A 23,185-nucleotide genomic window follows, 5' to 3' on the forward strand; every position below is an offset into this window, starting at 1 on the left:
AGGGAGCTGAGTGTATGCGCACCAACAGCAAGTTATCGCAGTTCTTTGAGGTAAGCAATCATCCTATTTTATCCATTGCAGATCTGTCTCATACCGAAGAGTCGACTTATGTTTCAGGTCGATGTCAAACCGAATTTGGATATAATCATAATGAGAAAAATCTTGCAAAGATTGATCGTATCTTAATTAAGTAGTTGACAGCATGTCTATTCATTCGTATGATAGATAGCATTAGTAATTCTATAAGAGTCCGATGAAAAGGCAGAGTAATTAAGAACAACAGATACCCAGAGAAGAGTGGCCAAGGCTGTAAGCCCTCCTGTCTGTCTTAATGAACGAACACCTTAGAGGAGCTATCTGAACGGTTTAATTGACTGAGTAGGAATAGCCGATTAGCAGACGATACCTGCTTTTAAAGCGAAGATGATGTTTTATACGTTGTCTTAACTAGGGTGGCACCACGGGAATCTAACTCTCGTCCCTGATGAATGCATGCATTCATCAGAGACGGGAGTTTTTTATTTGAAAAAAGCAGGGGGAGAAAAGGATGAACATACAAATTCCACGCGGAACCCAGGATATTTTGCCTGGAGAAAGTGAGATTTGGCAATTCATTGAAGCGAAAGCGCAGGAAGTGTGCCGTCGCTATAATTTTAGAGAGATCAGAACGCCAATCTTTGAACACACAGAAGTATTTACTCGAACCGTAGGAGATACAACAGATATCGTTCAAAAAGAAATGTACACGTTTAAGGATCGTGGCGACCGTGATTTAACACTCCGACCAGAAGGAACAGCATCTGTTGCTAGATCATACGTACAGCACAAGCTTTTTGGACAAGCTGCACAACCAACTAAATTGTTCTATCACGGACCGATGTTCAGATACGAGCGCCCGCAATCAGGGAGAATGCGTCAGTTTGTTCAATTTGGTGTAGAAGCAATGGGCAGTGCAGACCCAGCAATTGATGCTGAGGTGCTGGCACTTGTTATGGATATTTATAAAGAGGTTGGAATTACAAATACAAAGCTTGTATTAAATAGTTTAGGTGATAAAGAAAGTCGAGAGGCGCACCGCCAAGCGTTAATCAATCACTTTAAGCCAAGTATTCACGAGTTTTGTTCTGATTGCCAGATGCGATTAGAGAAGAATCCTTTGCGTATTCTTGATTGTAAAAAAGATCGCGAGCACCCTCTAATGAGTACGGCTCCTTCAATATTAGATTACTTAAACGAATATTCACGTGCGTATTTCGAACAAGTGAAGGCTCACCTTGATCGAATTGGACTTCCTTATGTCATCGATCCAACACTTGTACGTGGGCTCGATTACTACTATCATACAGCTTTTGAGGTTATGGCTGAGGGGGAAGGCTTTGGAGCAATCACAACGCTATGTGGTGGTGGTCGCTATGATGGCCTGGTTCAAGAATTAGGCGGACCAAGCACACCTGGAATTGGCTTTGCTTTTAGTATTGAACGTTTAATTATGGCACTTAAAGCGGAGAACCTAGTTAGCGTAGAAGAGCCTTCCATCGATTGTTATCTTGTTGCGTTAGGTGAGGAAGCAAAGTCTGCATCAGTTGAGCTTCTATACAAACTAAGACAAGCTGGCATTGTAGCTGATAAAGATTACCTTGATAAGAAAATGAAAGGCCAGTTTAAAGCGGCTGATCGTTTAAATGCTAAGTTTACTGCCGTGTTAGGTGAAAACGAATTAAATGAAAATCGAATTGAAGTGAAAAACATGGAGACTGGTGAACAAGTATCACAGCCATTAGCTGAATTCGTTGATTATATAAAGAAAGAACTTAAAGGAGGACAAGCAGGATGAGTGGAAGAACGCATCAATGCGGTGAATTAACTGCACAGCATGAAGGAGTACAGGTTGAACTAAAAGGGTGGGTGCAACGTCGCCGTGATCTAGGACAAGTTATTTTCCTCGATGTACGTGACCGTTCAGGTATTGTACAGGTTGTATTTAGTCCAGATATTAATCAAGAAGCTCTAGCTATCGCTGAGAAAATTAGAAATGAATACGTGGTTTCCGTAACTGGAACGGTTGTAAAACGTAATGAAAAAACGGTTAATGACAAACTAGCAACGGGTGAAATTGAAGTACATGTATCTCAAATTGAGATCTTAAATGCGTCAAAATCATTACCATTTCAAATTGAAGCTGATACGGATGCATCAGAGGATGTTCGCTTAAAGTATCGTTACTTAGACTTACGTCGTCCGGATATGCAAGATGTATTTAAATTACGTCATCAAACAACGAGATTTATTCGTAACTTCCTGGATGATCAAACATTCTATGAGATTGAAACGCCAATGCTTACAAAAAGTACTCCAGAGGGAGCGCGTGACTACTTAGTTCCAAGCCGCGTTCATCATGGTAGCTTTTACGCATTACCGCAATCTCCGCAAATCTTTAAGCAGCTTTTAATGGTTTCTGGATTTGAGCGTTATTATCAAGTTGTTCGTTGCTTCCGTGATGAAGACTTACGAGCAGATCGTCAGCCAGAGTTTACGCAAGTGGACATTGAGACTTCATTTATGAGCACGGAAGAATTAATTAAGATGATGGAAGACATGATGTCAAGCCTTCTTAAGAAGGTAAAGGGCATTGATATTCCTACACCTTTCAAACGTATTTCTTACGATGATGCAATGAATCGCTATGGTTCCGATAAACCTGACACACGTTTTGGAATGGAGTTAATCGACTTAAATGAAGTAGCAAAAACAACTGAATTTAAAGTTTTCCAAAATGCGCTTAACACTGGTGGCATGGTGAAGGGGCTTAACCTAAAAGGTGGCGCTACAAAGCTATCTCGTAAAGAAATTGACGCATTAGGAGAGTTTGTGAAGCCTTACGGTGCAAAAGGACTTGCTTGGTTAAAGGTTGAGGCTGATGGTTTAAAAGGACCAATTGCTAAGTTCTTTGACGAAGAGGGATCTGCAGCCCTTCAATCAGCTCTTGATGCAGAAGCAGGAGACTTACTATTCTTCGGAGCAGATAAAGCAACTGTTGTTCAAAATAGTCTAGGGGCTCTTCGTATGAAGTTCGGTAAAGAGTTTGATTTGATCGACAAAGATGCATTCAACTTCTTATGGGTGATGAACTTCCCGCTTCTTGAGTACGATGAAGACGCACACCGTTTTGTTGCTGCGCATCATCCATTCACTAGCCCATTAAAAGAAGATCTTCATCTTCTTGAAACAGAGCCTGAAAATGTGCGTGCTGAAGCCTATGACCTTGTTTTAAATGGATACGAGCTAGGTGGAGGATCTCAACGTATTTACAAGCGTGATGTTCAGGAGAAAATGTTTAAAGCTCTTGGTTTTACAGAGGAAGCAGCGCGTGAGGAATTTGGTTTCTTAATGGAAGCATTTGAATACGGCACGCCTCCACATGGTGGAATTGCACTTGGACTTGACCGCATGGTTATGCTGTTAGCAGGTAAGAGTAACCTACGCGATACAATCGCGTTCCCGAAAACAGCAAGCGCAAGCGACCTCTTAACAAATGCTCCATCCGAAGTAAGTGTAGAACAATTAATTGACTTGAACTTATCTGTTATTGGTAAGAAACGTACAGAAGAAGTGAAGCTGTAAGGCTAAACAAGATGCAAGGACAAAACTAAAAGGTCAACAATAAAATGGCGAATGATTCTACGATTGAATCATTCGCCATTCGTTTTTTCCGTTTTTTAGGTGAGACGAGCGGAAGGAGAACCCGAGACTCCTGTGGAAAAGTACGCGGTGAAGACACTGTAGCGGTGCTTTTTCCGCGAAAGGGGCTGAGGCCGTACCCCATAGCCGTCAAGTTAAGAAAGGAAAAAGAAAGAGCTCATCCTTTATCTTGTAGTGGATCTAGTATTTTCCATCAGGGTACGTATGGATAGATTGGCTCTTTTTATATTTTTTTGCACCGGATTCTACCGTTTTACTCCATACGCGCATGTGTTTCATAGGCGATCTGTAAGATGTCATAGGGACTTTGATGGCGGTGGCGATGGTCTTTTCGTCCATATCGGTAAATGTTCTCGTAGATATTTTCTAGAACGTCTTCTAATGAAGAACGATGATAGAGAGCGTATCCTTTTGACTCTTCTATAGCCCTTTTGGCATGATGGATACACTTGTATTCACTGCCTTCGAGGTGGTGTTTTTGATGAAGATAGAACCGGCATTGAAACGCCACCATCGAAGAAAGCAGAATGTGTATAAGTTTCCCATACATGTGGCAGAGAAACCGATCTGGATTCATCGCGCGCACGTGATCAATGGCGAAAAGGGATTTCCACGTTTTGAAAAGAATCTCGACTTGCCAGCGTAAGGAATACATCGGATACAATGCTTGCACATCCATTTCTTCCTGTGTTAGGTTAGTGGCAAGGATTTGGGTATGATCCTTTTTGTCGGCGGATTGGGTATGACCCCCTTTCCGTCTTCTTTTTCGTAAACCGGCTTTCCTCTTGTTTTGTTGATCCTCTGTCAATCGTTGCACGATGACACGGGTTTGAAGGGTGTTCTTTCCTTTGACCCCTAATTGGATGACCCCATAATCTTTGATCGCTCCCGGTTCTAGCTGCTTCGCATCTTCTTCTGGTTTGATTTGGATTCGTTCCCCTTGATCATCTCTAGTCCAATAGGTCATATTGGCCGGCGTCCGCGTGATATAAGAAGCGCCTGCACGATCAATTTGTTTCAAATGGTCGCCAGAAAAGTAGCCGAGATCACGGATGATCAAATCTCCTGGCTGGATCGTATCGGCTAATGCATAGGCGGCGTGATGGTCACTTTCTCTTGAACCGCAAAGTAAGGTATGCAAAAATTTCCCCTCATATAGCTCATACTCTAAATGAATTTTCGCTCCATCTGAAGAAGTACCTTCTTTCCTTGGTCGTTCAAATGAAGTCGCATCTAAGATGCGGATCCGAGAAAACGGGGTCTCCGGAAGAGGTGGCATGGCGATGACCTCTTGTTTGCCCGCCAATTGAAAAAACACATGCTTCAAAAAAGCGGCTCCTTTTTCATCGAAGCGTTGGTGTAAGGCTTGTTTGGAGAGCTGGGTATTCGATTCACGCGAAAGAGCTCCACAAAGCTGTGTTAACTCTGTAGAACCCACGGGTTGAGGCAGAAACGCACAAATACTCAAGAAATCCTCAGGTTTTAATTTCTTTAGACGCTGTACAAACCCAACGTCTCGGGCAGATTGGCGAAGGTTCGGTACAGATAAAACGTCCAACACGGTTTTCGCAAACGTACTGAACTCCTCTTTTAAAGACACAAACGATCCCTCCCTAGGACTGGTTAAACCCCCATCCTAACGAAGAATCGTCTATAATTAAACCGATTTTACTTAACTTGACGGCTATGGGCCGTACCCACGGAAAGGGAGGGATTCTCCTGTAGCGGGTAATGTGCTATGTTCGGGTTCGGGTTTGGCTATCCAAAACAATGTTAGTCCCGTCCTCAATCATTACATATTGTACTTAGTGGATGGCATAAGTACTTTAAATTCTTTAATTAAGTCCGTTGGTTCCTTCTTAATATAGTATGTTCGAATCCCACCCGTTGTATGAAGGTAAAGGAATCCCATTTTATTATCACGCTCATCTAAACGATACGAAATATCAAGTACTTGTTTAATAGGGTAGCTCGCATCCTTTACTTCAATTCGATCTTCATACAACAGTAAGTCAAAGGATGTTTCTACAGTGCGTTTTTCAATCCAACCAATTTCTTGTTTCACTTCAATACAGCGATGCACAGCAAGTGGTTCCATGGCGTTCCTCCATACGTTTTATAGTCTTATCTGTATCATAACGCATTTACCTATTGAACTAAACTAATCACGTTTATGTGATGCGTAATGATTGCGTGAGTAAAGCTTTCGTGATATACTCATTTCAACAAAAACATAATCCTGAGATGTTCGTATTCTCTTGTTCTTTTTTGAGCCAACACTTTTTGATAGGGAGCCTGCTCGTTATTTATAGGATTACAAGCCTTGTAAGATGAGAGGACGTAAGAGTATAAGTACATGGCACCCACCTGCTTCGCAGGTTCAAAAACCATAGACCTACGGCATATTCGGGATTTATGTTTTCTATATAATTATGTACATGGTTACGCCCTATCTAGAGGCGTTTTTTATTTGTCTATACATTCGATTTACCTAATGAAAAGCTCATGATATAGTTATTCGAGGATTATATACTTACATGTTGTGTAAGAGGAGAAGGGAGAAATACGCTTGTTACATCAATTTTCACGTAATGAATTAGCCATTGGACATGATGGACTTGATCGACTAAAGGGAAGCACTGTTGCTGTGCTCGGTATAGGAGGCGTTGGCTCGTTTTCAGCAGAAGCATTAGCACGTTCTGGAGTGGGGCGTTTAATATTAGTAGATAAGGATGATGTGGACATCACTAATGTGAATCGTCAAATTCATGCCTTACTCTCAACTGTGGGCAGACCTAAGGTAGAACTAATGGAAGAACGAATCAAAGATATTAACCCTGATTGTGAGGTTATTGCATTAAAAATGTTTTATACGGAGGAAACGTATGAACAATTTTTTGCGTATGGGCTTGATTATGTGATCGATGCCAGTGATACCATTTCGTATAAAGTTCATCTAATGAAAGAGTGTATTAGTCGTAAGATACCAATTATCTCGAGCATGGGTGTAGCAAATAAGATGGATCCGACAAAATTACGCATTACAGATATCTCTAAAACGTCCTATGATCCAATTGCTCGTGTCGTACGTCGTAAATTACGCGAGTCAAAGATCTATAAAGGTGTTGAAGTCGTTTTCTCTGATGAACAACCCATCCAAATTAGGGAAGACATTCGCAAAGAGATTGTCTCTGAACAAGCAGAGAATGGGTCGATTCGAAAAGCAAAAATGCCGCCTTCTTCAAATGCGTTTGTTCCCTCTGTCTGTGGACTAATCATGGCTGGCCATGTCATCACAAACCTTCTAGAAGGTATTGAAATGAATCGTTCATAATAAAAAGATGTTTGCTACACCTAAGGGGTATAAGCAAACATCTTTTTTTATTTCGCCACTTTTTCTAAATTTCCATTCTTGTCCATCTTGAATGCCGCACTTGAGAGGGCTTCCTCATCCTCTAAAATAGCCATACGACGTGCTCGATTCATAATTTGAATAAGAGACTGGTAATCTTCTTCAATAATGCTATTGTCTTGTTTAATCTTTTGTAGTTCCTGTTGCATTATATAATTCTGTCTTTTTAATTCTTCATTTTCAGCAAGAATCAATTGCAGTTCATTTGAACTTGATTTATGGCTGTCTTGATTTTCTGCATACTGATGAAGCGCTTGGATAATACCCTCTAAAGAATGATCCTCAACTGATGACGTTGAAGAAGTCGCGGACATCGGGCTTGGACTCGGATACATTAAGGAAGCAGGTGCCCAAACTGGTTTTTTAGAAGAGTAGTATGTGAAGCCTGCTGCTCTTTTTCGTTCCTTGCGCTCTCTCTTAGAGTCTTCAATCGCATTAAGATGTTTTTGCCTAACTACGGCATTCCATCTGAAGCCACAAGCGGCAGATGTTCGATTTAATTTATCTCCAACTTCATCAAAAGCTCTTAATTGTGTGCTCCCATCTGTAATGTGGGCCAATACGGTTTCTGCTAGTAACACATCGTCCTCGTGAGACCAAGCATCCTGTCTAATTTTCAAGTAGATCATCCTTTCATTCTACAACGGTGTAATGTGTGTGCTATAAGAATAGTGGTACTACTACTTTTTCCAAATGAAACAGATTGTATACCAGTGTGCTAGAAAAAAAGTCTGACTGATTTAATTCCTTTTAATTTGATCGGATTTGTTGGAGCCTTCCGTTTTTGTCGAAAAAAGTGTAAACTAAGACAATAGTCTTAGTCTTACAGATTTCATACATATGAGGTGCCTATGTTTAAAACATTACGATCAAAATTGATCCTGTTTTTTTCTTGTGTAACGTTTCTTCCTCTTTTACTAATAGGTGCGATTATGTTTCAATTTCAACGAGATGATCTATCATTACAGTTGGAAGATCAATTAGTGAGAGTGCTAGAAAATCGAGTCATTGCCTTGGAAGATTTTCTGACCGAGAGGCAATCTAATTTAGAACTTTTAGCGAGGAACCCGATCATACAAGATACAAGCTCTAGCATGACCGATATTCGAGATGAACTCATTTCTTACGAATCGGCTTATCCATATTTTCTTGATACGCTTTTTATAGATGACGATGAATTTATAACCGTACATAATCAAGGCGTTACTTCAAATCTAACGACTGAGGAATCTGCTTGGTATACTCAAGCTCAACAAAATGGAGTTGGCATGGAAGAGATCGATAGGGAATTTTATGAAGAGCCTTCATTTATCTTAAGTCAAGCCGTATACGATGAAGATGACAATGTGCTTGGAGTTGTTGCGTCAACCATTGATTTCACAAAGATTAAGGACAAATTGAATCAAGCGAATATTGAATACACAGAAAATAAACAAAGTGAGTACGCATTTATGTTTACTCAGGATGGAGAGTTACTTGCTCATCCAGACCACAATTTAATTATGAGTCAATTTAATTACTTTGATGCAAATCAATTTACGGAGCAGAGCTTTATTGATTTTGTGGAAAAAGGAGATCTCTATTTTAATGCTACTAATGAGATGATTCAAACCTATCAAGAGATCCAAACGCTTGGTGGAGAAGGAGATACGTGGTACGTTGCAATTTCTGTTCCTCAAAGCGATTTATACACTTCGCAGAACCATTTATTACTAAGCTACATCGGATTATTTAGCTGTATATTCATTATTACGTTGTTCGCCGTTTTAAAGCTGGCTAATTATATTGTAAAGCCTTTGGAACAATTGGTTGTAGCAACAAAAACCTTTACTTTTTATAATAAGATTGATCCAATTACTCAAGGCTTTTATCAAGAGGCTGATACATTAACTCGAGCATTCCGGTTAATGACAACGAAGCTGTTAAACCGAGAACGGAGTCATCAGAAATCAAGCTTAATTCTTGAAACAACCGAGAATGGAATACTGGCCTATAGGGTTGAGGATCAAGTCATTACAACCTTTAATGCAGCTTGTGAAGAGCTCTTTAATATCAAACGAGATCAGATAGTAGGCCTTAATTTAACGGAAGCATCCATCATCAATTCTAGGTTCAAAATCTTTTTGCATTCGGCAGAGTTGGAAGTGGATTCAGCCCCTAAAAATGATCAGAGCTACGAGTTTAATTGTCCTTTTCCAGATGATCATCATACGTTTTTCATTAGTATTTCTAAACTGGCTGAGGATAAGGAAATTATTGTAGATCAAGATGTATTAATTGTTTTTAATGATGTGACTGAAAAACGAGCTATGCAACAACAACTTGTTCGTTCTGAAAAATCTAAAGTTGTTGGGGAGCTGGCAGCTGGGTTTGCTCATGAAATACGTAATCCATTAAGTACGATAAAAGGGTTTCTACAAATTTTCCAGCGTGAGGAGCGTCAGGAAAGTAAAAAGAGTCAGTTTGAGTTAATGGTCCAAGAAATAGATCGTGTAAATAATATTATTAAGGATTTATTGAATATGGCTAGGCCGGAACCCCTACAAAAAGTAGAGACAAATGTATTGGAAATACTTAATCAAACAAGACAAATGTTCTTAGCTGAAGCAAATGAGCGTAATATCACCTTCACATTGACACATGCAGCGAATCTACCCGTTGCTTGGGTAGATGCTGATAAGGTGAAACAAGTGATGATGAATCTTGTGAAAAATGCGATGGATTCAATGATGGACCAAGGGGAGTTATCGATACAAGTAAAAGAAAGCGAATCAAATCAATTGCTCATTATTGTGCAGGATAATGGTATTGGCATGAGTGAGGAGACGCTTGCACGTATCGGTACACCGTTTTTTACAACTAAGTCAGATGGCACAGGGCTTGGGTTAATGACGTGCTTCCGAATTGCAGAGGAATTACAGGGTTCATTAACTGTTGAAAGTCAAGAAGGGGAAGGAACGTCATTCTTTTTTCAATTGCCGGTGTATCGAGAGAAATAAAAAAAGAAGAGCCTGGAACAAAACTAAAATTAATGAGAAAATGGCGAATGATTTGATTGCAGAATCATTCGCCATTCGTGTTTTTTTTATTTTTTTACTTGAACAAGCGAGGGATTCTCATGTAGCGGATTTGGTGCTATGTTTGTGTTTTGCTTGCTACATGAATATTATGTCCCGGTCTCTTGTCTAATTTATCGAGTGTTTTTCAAACGGCTATATAGTTGGGCTAAAGTTGCTTCGAATTTCCCAGTTTGTTTAGGAGAATAATACGAGCGATCCTTTAAAGGATTTGGTAAGTATTGTTGTTTGACCCACCCATTTTCGTAATCATGGGGATACTGATAGGTAACACCTCGTCCAAGATCTTTGGCCCCTTTATAATGAGCATCCTTTAAATGAGCCGGTACATCACCAACGCCACCTTTTCTTAAATCAGAAAGCGCATGGTCAATGGCTTGAATGGCACTATTTGACTTTGGTGAAAGACAAAGCTCAATGACTGCATTAGCAAGTGGAATTCGAGCTTCAGGAAAGCCTAATCGTTCTGCTGCTTCAATCGCAGATAAGGTTCGTTCGCCTGCTTGAGGACTGGCTAGACCAATGTCTTCGTAGGAAATGACAAGTAAGCGCCTAGCGATACTCACGAGATCACCCGCTTCAATTAAGCGAGCTAGATAGTGCAGGGCCGCATCAACATCACTACCACGAATGGATTTCTGAAAAGCTGAAAGAACATCGTAATAGGCATCGCCATCTTTATCATGCTGATAGCTTTTCTTTTGTATACTTTTTTCGGCTATTTGTTTAGTGATACGTTTTGGGCCGTCTTTTGGTTTTGGAGTAGAAAGAATCGCTACTTCCAGTCCGTTTAAAGCAGACCGCGCGTCACCACCACAGGCTGCTGCTAAGTGATCAAGTGCTTCGTCATCAACTTCAAGTTCTGCGTTACCATACCCATTCACTGGATCTTGAACCGCTCGAATGAGGGCTTTTTTTATCTCAACTGGTTCGAGTGGTGTTAATTCAAAGATATGACACCGGCTTCGAATGGCTGGGTTAATCGCATGGTAAGGGTTTGATGTCGTTGCACCAATCATGATAATTAATCCATTTTCTAAATGAGGTAACAAAAAATCTTGTTTTGTTTTGTCTAGTCGATGTACCTCGTCCATGATGGCGATCATTTGACCGTGCATTTTGGCCTCAGCCACAAGTGTTTCCATGTCTTTTTTGTTATGCATAACCGCATTCAGCAGCTTGAATGGAAGGTTCATTGTTCCGGCAATAGCTCTGGCGATTGATGTTTTACCAGTTCCAGGAGGACCGTATAAAATCATGGATCCTAACTGATTGGCATCTATCATTCTTCGTAAGAGCTCACCTTCTCCAAGTAATTGCTCTTGACCGATCACATCATGAATGGATTGTGGTCGTATTCGGTAAGCGAGTGGTTGCTTTTTCAACAAACTTCTCTCCTTTAAATTGTTACTCTATTAGTAGAGTAACATGTTAGACTAGGAACGAGAAACGTTTATGAATTGCCATCTTATGAGTATCATCTGTTAAGTGAATCATGATATAATAGCTAGGAATTATCGGGAAGAAGGGATTATTTGTTACATCTTCGAAACGGACTTCGGGTCCAAACATTAGGGCTCCGTTGGCTCTTTTTTCTTTTTGGCCTGATGGTGATGTCTTTTGGCATTGCATTAATGATTCGTGCAGAGCTCGGAATTGCTCCTTGGGAAGTGTTACATGTTGGACTGATGCAGCAATTTGGTTTAACTGTAGGCTCGTGGTCGATCCTAACCGGTGTTGCGATTTTAATTGGTTCGGGTTTATTGTTAAGAGAGTGGCCAAAAGTAGGAGCGGTCGTTAACATGATCTTAGTCGGTGTGTTTATCGACTTATTTTTGTTCATTCTGCCAACAGTTGATCAAACAACCATTCGCTGGATGATGTTAGTTGCAAGTATTTTCATTAACGGATATGGAATTGGATTATATATTGCACCGGGTCTTGGCGCTGGGCCTAGAGATAGTCTGATGCTTGCATTAAACAAGCGCACAGGCTGGAGTGTTCAGCGGGTCCGAATTGCACTTGAGATTACGGTGTTAACTGTAGGATGGCTTTTAGGTGGACCTGTATTCTTGGGTACACTATTATACTGTGTAGGAATTAGCTACGTGGTCGGAATTACATTACCACACGGAAAACGATTGGTTCAATCATTTTTAGAAAGAGGGATTCAATATGAAGATATCAACAAAGGGACGTTACGGGTTGACCATCATGATGGCACTGGCGAAGAAATCAGGTGATGGTCCAGTTTCATTAAAGTCCATTGCCAAGGAATACGATTTGTCTGAGCATTATCTAGAGCAGCTTATTGCTCCTCTCCGAAATGCAATGCTTGTGAAAAGCGTACGTGGAGCTTATGGCGGCTACATGCTAGCAAAAGAGGCTAAACAAATTACGGCAGGAGACATCATTCGTGTGTTAGAAGGACCAATTAGTCCTGTAGAAGTACTTGAAGACGAAGAGCCTGCAAAGCGTGATCTATGGATTAAAATTCGTGATGCTGTGAAAGACGTGCTTGATTCTACGACACTCGATGATTTAGCAACCTTTAAAACAGAGGGCGAACAAGAGTATTACATGTTCTATATTTAAATCAGTTTTTATAAAAAAGTAGGTGATTTTTTGGAACGAATTTATCTAGATCATGCTGCAACCTCGCCGATGCACCCGGATGTACTCGAGGCCATGATGCCTTATTTAACAGAGGTGTTTGGAAATGCTTCAAGCATCCACAGGACGGGAAGAAGAGCAAGGCAGGCATTAGATGAGGCACGGGCGCAAATTGCAACCGAACTACATGTGACGCCAAGCACGATTCTTTTTACAAGTGGTGGGACGGAAGCCGATAATGTTGCGTTAATTGGGTATGCAAAGGCGAATCAGCACAAAGGTCGCCATATTATTACAACGAAAATTGAACATCATGCGGTCTTGCACACATGTGCACAGCTAGAACGAGAAGGTTTTGAAGTAACCTATCTACCTGTTGATGAGACAGGGATGATTTCTATTGATGACTTTGACCAGGCGTTACGAGCTGACACAATCCTTGTTTCAATTATGTATGGAAATAATGAAGTAGGGACTATTCAGCCGATACCAGAGCTTGGTCTAAGATTAAAAGAGCATCAAGCTGTTCTTCACACGGACGCCATTCAAGCGGCAGGGAGTCTTGATCTATCTATCCACCAGCTCCATGTAGACCTTCTATCTGTCAGTGCTCATAAGCTTAACGGGCCAAAGGGAGTTGGTTTTCTTTATGTAGGAGAAGATATCACGATCGCTCCACCCTTCTATGGCGGCGAGCAAGAACGAAAGAGACGTGCAGGAACAGAGAACATTGCCGGTATCATTGGGCTTGCTGAGAGTTTCGTACGAGCTACCAAGGAACAAAAACAAAAAAACGAGCAATATCGTACCTATAAAGAGCTTTTTTCTGCTATTCTTAATCAGGAAGAAATTGATTTCTCGGTGAACGGCCATCCGAGTGATTCTCTTCCTCATATATTAAACATTAGTTTTCCCCGAGTGAACGTTGAATCAATGCTTGTAAATCTTGATTTGGCTGGGATTGAAGCTTCAAGCGGGTCTGCTTGTACAGCGGGCTCCATTGAACCATCTCATGTATTAACAGCTATGTTTGGCGAAAATAACGAACGGGCAAAAACAGCTATTCGATATAGTTTTGGGATCGGTAATTCCGAATTTGAAATAGAGACCGCTGCACGTGAAACGGCTAAAATCGTGAAACGATATCAAAAGCAGCAGCCTTTTATTGTGTAGCATAAAGAAATGGAGTGAGCAAGGTGACTAAACGCCCTGAAGATACCCGTGTGGTTGTTGGGATGTCTGGAGGAGTGGATTCGTCTGTCACAGCGCTATTGTTAAAAGAACAAGGCTATGACGTGATCGGCATGTTCATGAAAAACTGGGATGATACGGATGAGTCAGGATTCTGTACAGCGACAGAAGACTATAATGATGTAATTCGTGTATGTAACCAATTAGATATTCCGTATTATGCGGTAAATTTTGAAAAGGAATATTGGGACAAGGTATTTACCTACTTCCTTGAAGAATATAAAGCAGGTCGCACCCCTAACCCGGATGTGATGTGTAATAAAGAAATAAAGTTTAAAGCATTCCTTAATCATGCGATGACCCTTGGTGCAGATTATGTGGCGACAGGGCATTATGCGAGAGTGGAAGAAGTGGATGGTGTATTCCAATTAATCCGAGGTATGGATGATAATAAGGATCAAACTTACTTCTTAAATGCTCTAAGTCAACAACAACTGCAAAAGGTCATGTTCCCGATTGGAGATATGCCTAAATCAGAAGTGAGAGAGCGCGCGCATGCGGCCAATCTTGCAACAGCATCTAAAAAAGATAGTACAGGAATTTGTTTTATTGGAGAGCGTGACTTTAAGGAATTCTTAAGCACCTATCTTCCAGCTACACCAGGTGAAATTCGTACGCTTGAAACAGACGAAGTAAAAGGAACACATGACGGTTTAATGTATCATACATTAGGTCAACGTCAAGGCCTTGGCATTGGTGGGGCCGGTGAGCCATGGTTTGTAGTTGGCAAGGATTTGAATCGCAACGTTCTTTTAGTTGGACAAGGTTCAAACCATTACGGATTGTTCTCAACAGGTCTTGAAGCAATTGGTATGAATTGGATCATGGATACGGCACCAACCGAGCCGTTTACATGTACAGCCAAGTTCCGCTATCGTCAAGCTGACCAAGCGGTTACCGTGCATCCGCATGCCGATGGAACGGCAACGGTTACGTTTGATGAAGATCAACGAGCGGTTACGCCAGGTCAGGCTGTGGTCTTTTATCAAGGGGATCGTTGTCTAGGCGGCGGAACGATTGATGTAGTGAAAACAAATTGGGAAAATGCCTGAATGGTGTTTTCCCTTTTTTCAAGTGAGGAGAATGAATAATGAGTACATTAAATGAAAATGGTATTGAACACATGAGAAATCAGCGATATGAGGAAGCGGGCAAAGCATTTACAGAAGCGATTGAAACAGATCCTAAAGATCCTGCTGCTTATATTAACTTTGGGAACTTACTTTCATTATTAGATGATAATGAGCGTGCACTCGTTTTCTTTGACCGGGCCATAGGGCTTGATGAGAATGCGGCTACAGCTTATTACGGTGCAGGTACAATCTATTACAAGCAAGATCAATTCGAAGAGGCTGTTAAAATGTTTAAACAAGCATTAATGAAACAGCTTGATGAAGCAGACTTGTATTTTATGTTAGGAATGAGCTATTACCAGCTAGGTTCTCTCCCTCATGCATGTGCAAATTTCCAACGTGCTGTGGAATTAAATGACGCAGACGTAGATGCAAACTTCCAGCTTGGCTTAACATTTGCTCAGCTTGAGCAGCTTGATGAAGCGATGCCTTACTTACTCAAAACAGTTGAGCTTAATCCAAATCATGCGGATGCTTATTACAACTTAGGTGTTGCTTATGCTAGTAAGGATCAAGCAGAGGATGCCCTTGCTTCTTTTGATAAGGCGCTTCAAGTACAGCCAGATCATGTACTCGCGGGGAACGGGAAAAAGATTATTGAACAAGCCTTAAATTGAGGGTGAGGAACGTTGGAACAATCAGGAGAGCAAACAAATGACGTACAACGGGGATTTGTAAAAGGAGAGATTTCTCACGTTGTCTTTAGAAACGATGAAAACTTTTACACTGTGGCTGTTGTGCGTGTTCGAGAAACGAATGAAGATCTCGATGAAAAAAAACTAACCGTTGTCGGTGTACTGCCTCATGTTGAGCAGGATGAAACGTTTATCTTTTTCGGGAGCATTGCCGATCATCCGAAGTTTGGTATTCAATATAAAGTGGAACAGAGCCGAAGAGACATTCCACAAAGCAAGCAAGGAATCATTAAATATCTTGCCAGTGATCGGTTTCCGGGTATCGGTACAAAAACTGCTGAAGCGATTGTAGAAAAGCTTGGAGACAAAGCGATTTCTAGAATTGTTGAGAATCGAAAGGTCTTACTTGATATCCCCGGATTAAAAGAAGAAAAAGCGGCTCAGCTTTATGAAAATTTGTACGAACAGCAAGGCGTTGAGCAGGTCCTGATTGTCTTATCGGAACATGGATTTGGTGTAGATCTTGCCTTAAAGATTTTTCAAGTCTACAAAACACAAGCACTAGAGATTATTAAACACAATCCATACCAACTGATTCACGATGTAGATGGTATAGGCTTTAGACGAGCGGATCAATTGGGTGCTTCGATTGGTTTAACAGGTAATCATCCGGATCGCCTGCGAGCAGGGTGCTCTTTTCTAGTCCATGAGTTATGTATTCAGGAAGGTCATATGTATATCGAGTCTAATGTTTTAACAAATCAAGCTGTAGCACTTTTGTCGTCGCCAAACGACAAGATCACTCAAGAAGAAATTCAAGAACAGCTTGTCTTAATGAATGAAGAAGGCTTGCTTGTGGTTGAAGAAACAAGAGTGTATACAAAATCATTGTATGGTGCAGAAAAAGGCATTGCTTCAAACATTCGCCGATTGCTCTCAGCAGAGGTAAAAGATGAATTTCCTGAAGCGGAATTTTTAAAAACATTAGGCGAGCTTGAAGAAGAGTGGGGCATGGAATATGCTTCCTCACAAAAACAAGCCATTCAAGAAGCAATTGCTAAGCCTCTTATGCTTTTAACAGGCGGACCAGGTACAGGAAAAACGACGGTTATTCGCGGAATCGTAGAAGTCTATGCTCGTTTGCATGGGTTATCATTAGATCCCAGGGCGTACACGTCAAGTAATCCTTTTCCGATATTGCTGACCGCTCCAACAGGCCGTGCTGCTAAGCGTATGTCTGAAGCGACCGGTCTACCGTCAGCTACCATTCACAGTATGCTTGGGTGGAAAGGCGGAGCGGGAGGGTTTGATAAAGGGGAGCATGAACCACTTAATGGTGAACTACTCATCATTGATGAAATGTCGATGGTTGACAGTTGGGTAGCTAATTCGTTATTTAAAGCGATACCTAAGGGAATGCAGGTCGTTATTGTAGGAGACGAAAATCAATTACCATCTGTTGGTCCTGGTCAGGTATTAAGGGATTTAATTGATTCCAAAACGATGCCGCTTGTTGCATTAACGGATATTTACCGCCAAGCGGAGGGCTCTTCTATTATTGAGCTTGCACATGCGATGAAAGACGGCTATGCTCCACCTGATTTAACGAAAGCCCAATCGGATCGACGTTTTTTCCCTTGTAAAGTCGATCAGGTAAAAGATGTTGTTTGGCAGATCTGTGAAAATGCAGTGAAAAAAGGGTATGACGCCAGAGATATTCAAGTGCTTGCTCCAATGTACAAGGGAGGCGCAGGGATTACTGAATTAAATGCGATGCTGCAGGAACTTTTTAACCCCAAAAAAGAAAAGGTTCGTGAGCTTACATTCGGTGATCTTGTGTATCGAACGGGTGATGTTGTCCTTCAGCTTGTTAACAATCCTGAAGAACGCGTTTATAACGGAGACCGCGGTGAGATTGTAGCAATTTTTTATGCGAAAGAAAATGCAGAACGAAAAGATCAAATTGTCGTTTCGTTTGATGGAACCGAGGTTGTCTATAATAAAACAGAGTTAAATCAATTAACCCACGCGTATTGCTGTTCGATTCATAAAGCGCAAGGAAGTGAGTTCCCAATTGTAGTGCTTCCCGTTGTTCGTAGCTATAGTCGGATGCTACGTCGGAATCTTCTCTACACAGCAGTTACTCGTGCGAAGCAATTTTTGTTAATGTGTGGAGAACAGCGTACAGTTGAATATACGATTACAAGTGGAGAGGATCTTGAGCGTCACTCCCAGCTTGTAAACAGACTGCAGTTATTACTTGCAGAGCCAAAGTCGCAGAAAGCATAGTCTTTCAGCGGCTTTTTTTAATGTCATAAGGCAGCCTTTGAACTCGTCAGCATTTCTCATACAAGAACTGATTTTGGTTAAACTAAAAACGTTCGGAAGGAAGGTGACTCGTTGCGAACATTTGCATATGTTGAGGGTTTACCTGTGATTGAGATGGAGCAGGGAACGGAATGTGGGCGAATTGTCGACGTATTCATATCAAGTAACCGGATCACCGGATTGCTCGTTAATATGCGCGGATGGTTTAACCGTCATCGTCTTCTGGTACTCGATCAAGTATCAAGTATTGGGGATCAAGCCGTTATGATCCGAACAAAGGAAGTACTCACTGATTGCCATATTGGAAAAACAGACGATACGCCGCTAGCGCTTGGACGGTGTAAGTTAAAAGGGATGGAGCTCTTTTCAGATTCAGGAGAGATGCTTGGTTTAATTGAAGATGTATATTTCAGCGGAGAAATGGGCACGATTGTGGGGTATAAAGTGACGGACGGTTTGCTTGCCGATTTGACTACTGGACAAAAGATGTGCCGGGGTCAGCATTTAATTCTAGGTAAGGAGCGAGCCATCCTCTCTAATTAAAGGAGGCCCCGCAATGCGCTGCCCAAATTGTCGAAGTATAGATATCGGAAAGATTGGAACAAATCAATACTACTGCTGGAGCTGCTTTGTTGAAATGAGTATTGTCCAAGGCAGACTATCTCTTCATCAAGTGGAGGAGGATGGTTCATTAAGCTCGTTGGATGACTTATTTGAAGATGAACAGCTTCGAATGGAGAAGTAAAACGAGGAGATGAGTACATGCGTCGAACAATGAAACCATTACTATTAGTGGGGTTAGGTGCAGCAATCTATTCCATGAATCAGGCTAAGTCTACGTCAATGCGTGACGAGTGGCTTCATAAGATAGAAAAGTTCACTTCTGAACCGCTCATCTCAAAAAAACAATGGAAAAAAACGAGAAAAAAAGTCATGAAAGCATTTCGTTAAATAGACGTGCCGGAACAAGCTTTTGTTCCGGCTCTCTTTATATAAGGAGGAGAAATATGGGCGAGAAAAAACAATCTTTTTCATTCATCTTTCGCGCACTTCATTTATTTATTTGGCTCCTCATTCTTTATGCTTTCTTTTTGTTGTGGCCCTTTCTACAGCCAATCTTACATGTAATTCTGAAAATCCTAACCCCATTACTTTTAGCTGGTCTGTTTGCATATATCTTGCATCCTCTTATTGATGGACTTCATCAATGGCGCCTTCCTCGGATGGTAGCTATCTTGCTTGTGTTTGGGCTTTTTTTAACGGGATTAGTACTCGGTGTTATGTACGGAGTGCCTGTCTTTATACGGCAGGTGCAGGACGTCATGCAGGTGTTGCCGAGTCAAGTAGAGCGAGTGATGGATGTCGTACATACATGGGAAGACTCTGTTGAACGCATGCCATTCTTTTTAAGAGATCATTTGGATGATTGGTCTGATGAACTTATTATCGCTTCGGAAAAGTGGCTGGACCGACTGGAGACAGGCTTATTAGCTGCACTAAAATCAATACCATCCCTAGTAGTTATCCCGTTTTTAGTTTTTTACTTTTTAAAAGATATTTCATTGATCAAAAAAACAGTGTGGTATCTAACACCGACAAAGTGGAGAAAACCTTTAGCTTTATATGGTAAAGATGTGGACCATACGTTTGGAAGCTATATAAGAGGACAAATGCTGGTAGCAGCAGGAGTTGCAACATTATCAATCATCGGATTGTGGATAGTAGGTGTTCCTTATTCTGTATTGTTAGGCTTGTTTATTGGGGGAACCAATATCATTCCATACTTTGGTGCAATTATTGGAATGGTCCCTACCCTAATTGCTGCCCTACTTATCTCTTGGGAAAAGGCATTGTACACATTAATTATTCTTGCAGTCATTCAACAAATTGAAGGAAATGTACTTTCGCCGCTCATTGTTGGGAGAACCTTGCATCTTCATCCCTTATTTATCATTCTGGCGCTGCTCGTTGGAGTGGAGCTTGGAGGAATCATTGGACTTCTTCTTGCCGTTCCGCTTCTAGCTGTATTAAAAGTGACGCTACTCCATGTGCGTCAGCACTTTCAGAATGATTGACTTTTAGAAAAATGATTTTTATAATAACTAAGACAAGCCTATAACCAAAACAGTGATGGAACGAGTAAGCGACAGTCCGTTTTAAGAGAGAACCTCCTTTGGCTGGGAGAGGTTTAACGAAGGGTCGAAGAACGCTATTCCGGAGTGCAGTTGCTAAACAACTGCCGTTTGCCGCGTTAAGGTGCTTAAGCGATGAATCGTTTTTGATTCATAACTAGGGTGGTACCGCGTGATAATCTCGTCCCTTCTTATAGGGAGGAGTTTTTTTGTTATGTTGGAAGGTTAATTAGTAAAGGAGATGAGTAGAAGATGAAGCATTTGACCTCTGCTGAAGTAAGGCAGATGTTCTTGGATTTCTTCAAGGAAAAAGGACATGATGTGGAGCCTAGTGCACCACTTGTTCCATTTGAAGATCCTACCTTACTTTGGATTAATAGTGGAGTAGCCACACTAAAAAAATATTTTGATGGAAGTGTCATTCCAGACAATCCTCGTATCACAAATGCCCAAAAATCCATTCGTACGAATGATATTGAAAATGTAGGGAAAACAGCTAGACACCACACATTTTTTGAGATGCTAGGAAACTTTTCAATTGGTGATTATTTTAAAAAAGAAGCGATTGTGTGGGCATGGGAATTCCTAACGAGCGAAAAATGGATTGGATTTGATCCAGAGAAGCTATCTGTTACGATTCACCCTGAGGATGATGAGGCGTACGATCTATGGATAACGGAAATCGGCATTCCAAGTGAGCGAATCATCCGTCTTGAGGGAAACTTCTGGGACATTGGAGAAGGACCAAGTGGACCAAACTCTGAAATCTTCTTTGATAGAGGACCTGAGTATGGCAATGACCCTAAAGATCCTGAGCTATACCCGGGTGGTGAAAACGATCGATATCTAGAGATTTGGAACTTGGTATTTTCTCAATTTAACCATAATCCAGATGGCTCTTACACACCGCTTCCAAAGAAAAACATCGATACAGGTATGGGTCTTGAACGCATGGTATCTGTTATTCAAAATGTACCAACAAACTTCGAAACAGATCTGTTTATGCCGATCATCAAATCTGTTGAAAAGTTGACTTCGGTTAACTACTCAGATCGTGTGGAAACAGATGTTGCGTTTAAGGTCATTGCTGACCACATCCGCACGGTTGCTTTTGCGATAGGGGACGGAGCACTGCCATCAAATGAAGGGCGTGGCTATGTTCTAAGAAGACTTCTTCGTAGAGCTGTTCGTTTTGCTAAACAAATTCAGATTGAACGTCCATTTATGTATGAGCTTGTTCCGGTTGTTGGTGAAGTGATGAAGGACTTCTATCCGGATGTAAATGAAAAAGTTGACTTTATCCAACGTGTGATTCGAACGGAGGAAGAGCGTTTTCACGAAACGTTGAGTGAAGGACTTACGATTCTAGATAAGATTGTAGCTGAAACGAAAGCTGCTTCAAAAGGAATTGTAAGTGGGGAAGACGTGTTCCGTTTGTATGATACATACGGTTTCCCTGTTGACTTAACTGAGGAGTATGTAGAAGAAGCAGGACTTGCTATTGATCGTCCTGGATTTGAAGAAGAGATGAACAAACAACGTGAGCGTGCTCGTGCTGCAAGACAAGATACGGGTTCAATGAATGTTCAAAGTGACTTGTTAAGCAAAATCACGGAGCCAAGTGAGTTTGTGGGGTACGAGACACTTAAAGCAGACGCAACGATCCAAGCATTAATTGTGAATCAAGAGCTTGTGGAAGTAGCTAGCACAGGCCAAGAAGCTCAATTGATTCTTGACCGTACACCTTTCTATGCAGAAAGTGGTGGACAGGTTGCTGATGGTGGTTTGATCCGCACTGAGACGGGTGTAGCTGAAGTGATTGATGTAAAAAAAGCACCAAACGGACAGCACCTTCACACAGTTCAAGTCAAAGAAGGAACGCTGGCGAATAAAGCAAGCGCAAAAGCAAGCGTTACTCGTACAGAACGTAGTGGGACCATTAAAAACCACACAGCGACACATCTTTTGCACCAAGCTCTTAAAGATACGTTAGGAACACACGTGAATCAAGCAGGTTCTCTTGTGTCAGAGAATCGCTTACGTTTTGACTTTTCTCACTTTGGACAGGTGACTCAAGAAGAGCTTACTCAAATTGAGTCGATTGTAAACGAAAAAATTTGGTCCGCCTTATCCGTAGATATTTCTGAAAAGAAATTAGATGAAGCGAAGCAAATGGGCGCGATGGCTCTATTTGGAGAAAAATATGGTGACACTGTACGAGTTGTTCAAGTAGGAGACTACAGCTTAGAGCTATGCGGTGGGATTCATGTTCAAAATACTGCAGAAATTGGCCAGTTTAAGATTGTATCCGAAACGGGAATAGGTGCAGGAGTGAGACGGATTGAAGCTGTAACTGGAAAAGCCGCTTACTTATATGTCCAAGAGCAGTTGGATATACTGCAAGAAGCAGCGACTTTAGTAAAAGCTAAATCAGTGCGTGATGTTCCAACGCGTATTGATAGCATTCTTGGACAAATGAAAGCTGTTCAACGTGAAAATGAGTCATTGTCTGCTAAAGTTGGGAACATGGAAGCTTCAAATTTAACGGATTCTGTGGTGGAAGTGAACGGCGTATCTGTGCTTGCTAAAAAGGTGAATGCCCGTGATATGGACGCATTGCGTACGATTATGGATAAACTGAAGCAAGAAACAGAATCAGGAATTCTTGTTTTAGGAGCTGAAACAGGTGGGAAGGTATCCATTGTTGCAGCAGTTACAAAAGATTTGATTGATCAAGGTTTCCACGCTGGAAAGATCGTGAAAGAAGTAGCTACACGCTGTGGCGGAGGCGGCGGAGGCCGACCTGATATGGCACAAGCTGGCGGGAAGAATCCTGATCAACTTGATAGCGCGCTTGAATTTGTTGCTGAATATGTAAAATCAATTTCCTAATTCATTGATTTTG

20 protein-coding genes, 1 other RNA gene and 1 other annotated feature are annotated in these 23,185 nt (G+C 41.3%); of the genes, 17 read left to right on the forward strand and 4 right to left on the reverse strand.

Features of this window, described 5'->3' with window-relative positions; genetic code table 11:
* Positions 1-14 precede the first annotated feature (14 nt).
* The 3 genes from NSQ54_07000 (at position 15) to aspS (ending at position 3,621) form a co-directional block, all read left to right on the forward strand.
* Positions 15-194: a hypothetical protein gene (locus NSQ54_07000; GenBank protein WYP27831.1), complete on the forward strand. Its 180-nt coding sequence runs from the start codon at positions 15-17 to the stop codon at positions 192-194.
* 353 nt (positions 195-547) lie between these two features.
* Positions 548-1,834, forward strand: coding sequence for a histidine--tRNA ligase (gene hisS / locus NSQ54_07005; protein ID WYP27832.1), 1,287 nt, complete (start codon positions 548-550; stop codon positions 1,832-1,834).
* Positions 1,831-3,621, forward strand: a complete 1,791-nt coding sequence (gene aspS / locus NSQ54_07010; protein WYP27833.1) for an aspartate--tRNA ligase — start codon at positions 1,831-1,833, stop codon at positions 3,619-3,621. Before hisS ends, aspS begins: the two co-directional genes overlap by 4 nt.
* Positions 3,622-3,952: 331 nt before the next feature.
* Here the strand turns inward: aspS and NSQ54_07015 are convergent, their stop codons facing one another.
* Both NSQ54_07015 and NSQ54_07020 read right to left on the reverse strand, forming a co-directional pair.
* Positions 3,953-5,299, reverse strand: coding sequence for an IS4 family transposase (locus NSQ54_07015; GenBank protein WYP27834.1), 1,347 nt, complete (start codon positions 5,297-5,299; stop codon positions 3,953-3,955).
* 192 nt (positions 5,300-5,491) lie between these two features.
* Positions 5,492-5,797 carry a hypothetical protein gene (locus NSQ54_07020; GenBank protein ID WYP27835.1) on the reverse strand — a complete coding sequence of 102 codons (306 nt, stop codon included), beginning with the start codon at positions 5,795-5,797 and terminating at the stop codon, positions 5,492-5,494.
* Positions 5,798-5,932: 135 nt separating this feature from the next.
* On the opposite strand from NSQ54_07020, the gene ssrS reads away from it, so the two are divergent.
* A non-coding RNA gene (gene ssrS, locus NSQ54_07025) (6S RNA) lies at positions 5,933-6,116 on the forward strand.
* A gap of 152 nt (positions 6,117-6,268) precedes the next feature.
* Complete coding sequence (locus tag NSQ54_07030; protein ID WYP27836.1) at positions 6,269-7,033, forward strand: tRNA threonylcarbamoyladenosine dehydratase; 765 nt, start codon at positions 6,269-6,271, stop codon at positions 7,031-7,033.
* 47 nt (positions 7,034-7,080) lie between these two features.
* Here NSQ54_07030 and NSQ54_07035 read toward each other — a convergent pair whose 3' ends face one another.
* The gene (locus NSQ54_07035; protein ID WYP27837.1) at positions 7,081-7,731 is read right to left on the reverse strand and encodes an RsfA family transcriptional regulator; all 651 of its coding nucleotides are present in this window, start codon (positions 7,729-7,731) and stop codon (positions 7,081-7,083) included.
* A 231-nt stretch (positions 7,732-7,962) separates the two neighbouring features.
* Between NSQ54_07035 and NSQ54_07040 the strand changes: the two genes are divergently transcribed.
* Positions 7,963-10,110, forward strand: a complete 2,148-nt coding sequence (locus tag NSQ54_07040; GenBank protein ID WYP27838.1) for an ATP-binding protein — start codon at positions 7,963-7,965, stop codon at positions 10,108-10,110.
* Between the two features lie 191 nt (positions 10,111-10,301).
* Here the strand turns inward: NSQ54_07040 and NSQ54_07045 are convergent, their stop codons facing one another.
* Positions 10,302-11,573, reverse strand: a complete 1,272-nt coding sequence (locus NSQ54_07045) for a replication-associated recombination protein A (GenBank protein ID WYP27839.1) — start codon at positions 11,571-11,573, stop codon at positions 10,302-10,304.
* Between the two features lie 222 nt (positions 11,574-11,795).
* On the opposite strand from NSQ54_07045, the gene NSQ54_07050 reads away from it, so the two are divergent.
* The 11 genes from NSQ54_07050 (at position 11,796) to alaS (ending at position 23,172) form a co-directional block, all read left to right on the forward strand.
* Positions 11,796-12,431, forward strand: a complete 636-nt coding sequence (locus tag NSQ54_07050) for a YitT family protein (GenBank protein WYP28515.1) — start codon at positions 11,796-11,798, stop codon at positions 12,429-12,431.
* Positions 12,364-12,783 (forward strand): Rrf2 family transcriptional regulator, encoded by a 420-nt coding sequence (locus tag NSQ54_07055; protein WYP27840.1) that lies wholly within the window; start codon positions 12,364-12,366, stop codon positions 12,781-12,783. The genes NSQ54_07050 and NSQ54_07055 overlap by 68 nt, the downstream gene beginning before the upstream one ends.
* Positions 12,784-12,813: 30 nt before the next feature.
* Complete coding sequence (locus NSQ54_07060) at positions 12,814-13,974, forward strand: cysteine desulfurase family protein (protein WYP27841.1); 1,161 nt, start codon at positions 12,814-12,816, stop codon at positions 13,972-13,974.
* A 23-nt stretch (positions 13,975-13,997) separates the two neighbouring features.
* Entirely contained in the window at positions 13,998-15,104 is a 1,107-nt protein-coding gene (gene mnmA / locus NSQ54_07065; GenBank protein WYP27842.1) for a tRNA 2-thiouridine(34) synthase MnmA, read from the forward strand.
* 38 nt (positions 15,105-15,142) lie between these two features.
* Positions 15,143-15,802: a tetratricopeptide repeat protein gene (locus tag NSQ54_07070; protein ID WYP27843.1), complete on the forward strand. Its 660-nt coding sequence runs from the start codon at positions 15,143-15,145 to the stop codon at positions 15,800-15,802.
* 12 nt (positions 15,803-15,814) lie between these two features.
* Positions 15,815-18,109 carry an ATP-dependent RecD-like DNA helicase gene (locus NSQ54_07075; protein ID WYP27844.1) on the forward strand — a complete coding sequence of 765 codons (2,295 nt, stop codon included), beginning with the start codon at positions 15,815-15,817 and terminating at the stop codon, positions 18,107-18,109.
* 111 nt (positions 18,110-18,220) lie between these two features.
* Positions 18,221-18,691, forward strand: coding sequence for a PRC-barrel domain-containing protein (locus tag NSQ54_07080; protein ID WYP27845.1), 471 nt, complete (start codon positions 18,221-18,223; stop codon positions 18,689-18,691).
* 13 nt (positions 18,692-18,704) lie between these two features.
* The gene (locus tag NSQ54_07085) at positions 18,705-18,893 is read left to right on the forward strand and encodes a hypothetical protein (GenBank protein WYP27846.1); all 189 of its coding nucleotides are present in this window, start codon (positions 18,705-18,707) and stop codon (positions 18,891-18,893) included.
* Between the two features lie 17 nt (positions 18,894-18,910).
* Positions 18,911-19,099, forward strand: a complete 189-nt coding sequence (locus NSQ54_07090) for a DUF3918 domain-containing protein (GenBank protein WYP27847.1) — start codon at positions 18,911-18,913, stop codon at positions 19,097-19,099.
* Between the two features lie 56 nt (positions 19,100-19,155).
* Positions 19,156-20,223 (forward strand): AI-2E family transporter, encoded by a 1,068-nt coding sequence (locus NSQ54_07095; GenBank protein ID WYP27848.1) that lies wholly within the window; start codon positions 19,156-19,158, stop codon positions 20,221-20,223.
* A 43-nt stretch (positions 20,224-20,266) separates the two neighbouring features.
* Positions 20,267-20,472: a binding site (T-box leader), on the forward strand.
* 60 nt (positions 20,473-20,532) lie between these two features.
* Positions 20,533-23,172, forward strand: a complete 2,640-nt coding sequence (alaS, locus tag NSQ54_07100; protein WYP27849.1) for an alanine--tRNA ligase — start codon at positions 20,533-20,535, stop codon at positions 23,170-23,172.
* Positions 23,173-23,185: the final 13 nt, after the last annotated feature.

The sequence above is a fragment of the Alkalihalobacillus sp. FSL W8-0930 genome (assembly GCA_037965595.1).
Lineage (GTDB): Bacteria > Bacillota > Bacilli > Bacillales > Bacillaceae_D > Alkalicoccobacillus.

Bases quoted from the DNA above. Each gene is read 5' to 3' on its own strand.
- NSQ54_07000 (WYP27831.1), top strand. From the start codon at position 15: ATGCGCACCAACAGCAAGTTATCGCAGTTCTTTGAGGTAAGCAATCAT.
- hisS (WYP27832.1), top strand. From the start codon at position 548: ATGAACATACAAATTCCACGCGGAACCCAGGATATTTTGCCTGGAGAA.
- aspS (WYP27833.1), top strand. From the start codon at position 1,831: ATGAGTGGAAGAACGCATCAATGCGGTGAATTAACTGCACAGCATGAA.
- NSQ54_07020 (WYP27835.1), bottom strand. From the start codon at position 5,797: ATGGAACCACTTGCTGTGCATCGCTGTATTGAAGTGAAACAAGAAATT.
- NSQ54_07040 (WYP27838.1), top strand. From the start codon at position 7,963: ATGTTTAAAACATTACGATCAAAATTGATCCTGTTTTTTTCTTGTGTA.
- NSQ54_07050 (WYP28515.1), top strand. From the start codon at position 11,796: ATGGTGATGTCTTTTGGCATTGCATTAATGATTCGTGCAGAGCTCGGA.
- NSQ54_07055 (WYP27840.1), top strand. From the start codon at position 12,364: ATGAAGATATCAACAAAGGGACGTTACGGGTTGACCATCATGATGGCA.
- NSQ54_07070 (WYP27843.1), top strand. From the start codon at position 15,143: ATGAGTACATTAAATGAAAATGGTATTGAACACATGAGAAATCAGCGA.
- NSQ54_07085 (WYP27846.1), top strand. From the start codon at position 18,705: ATGCGCTGCCCAAATTGTCGAAGTATAGATATCGGAAAGATTGGAACA.
- NSQ54_07090 (WYP27847.1), top strand. From the start codon at position 18,911: ATGCGTCGAACAATGAAACCATTACTATTAGTGGGGTTAGGTGCAGCA.
- NSQ54_07095 (WYP27848.1), top strand. From the start codon at position 19,156: ATGGGCGAGAAAAAACAATCTTTTTCATTCATCTTTCGCGCACTTCAT.
- alaS (WYP27849.1), top strand. From the start codon at position 20,533: ATGAAGCATTTGACCTCTGCTGAAGTAAGGCAGATGTTCTTGGATTTC.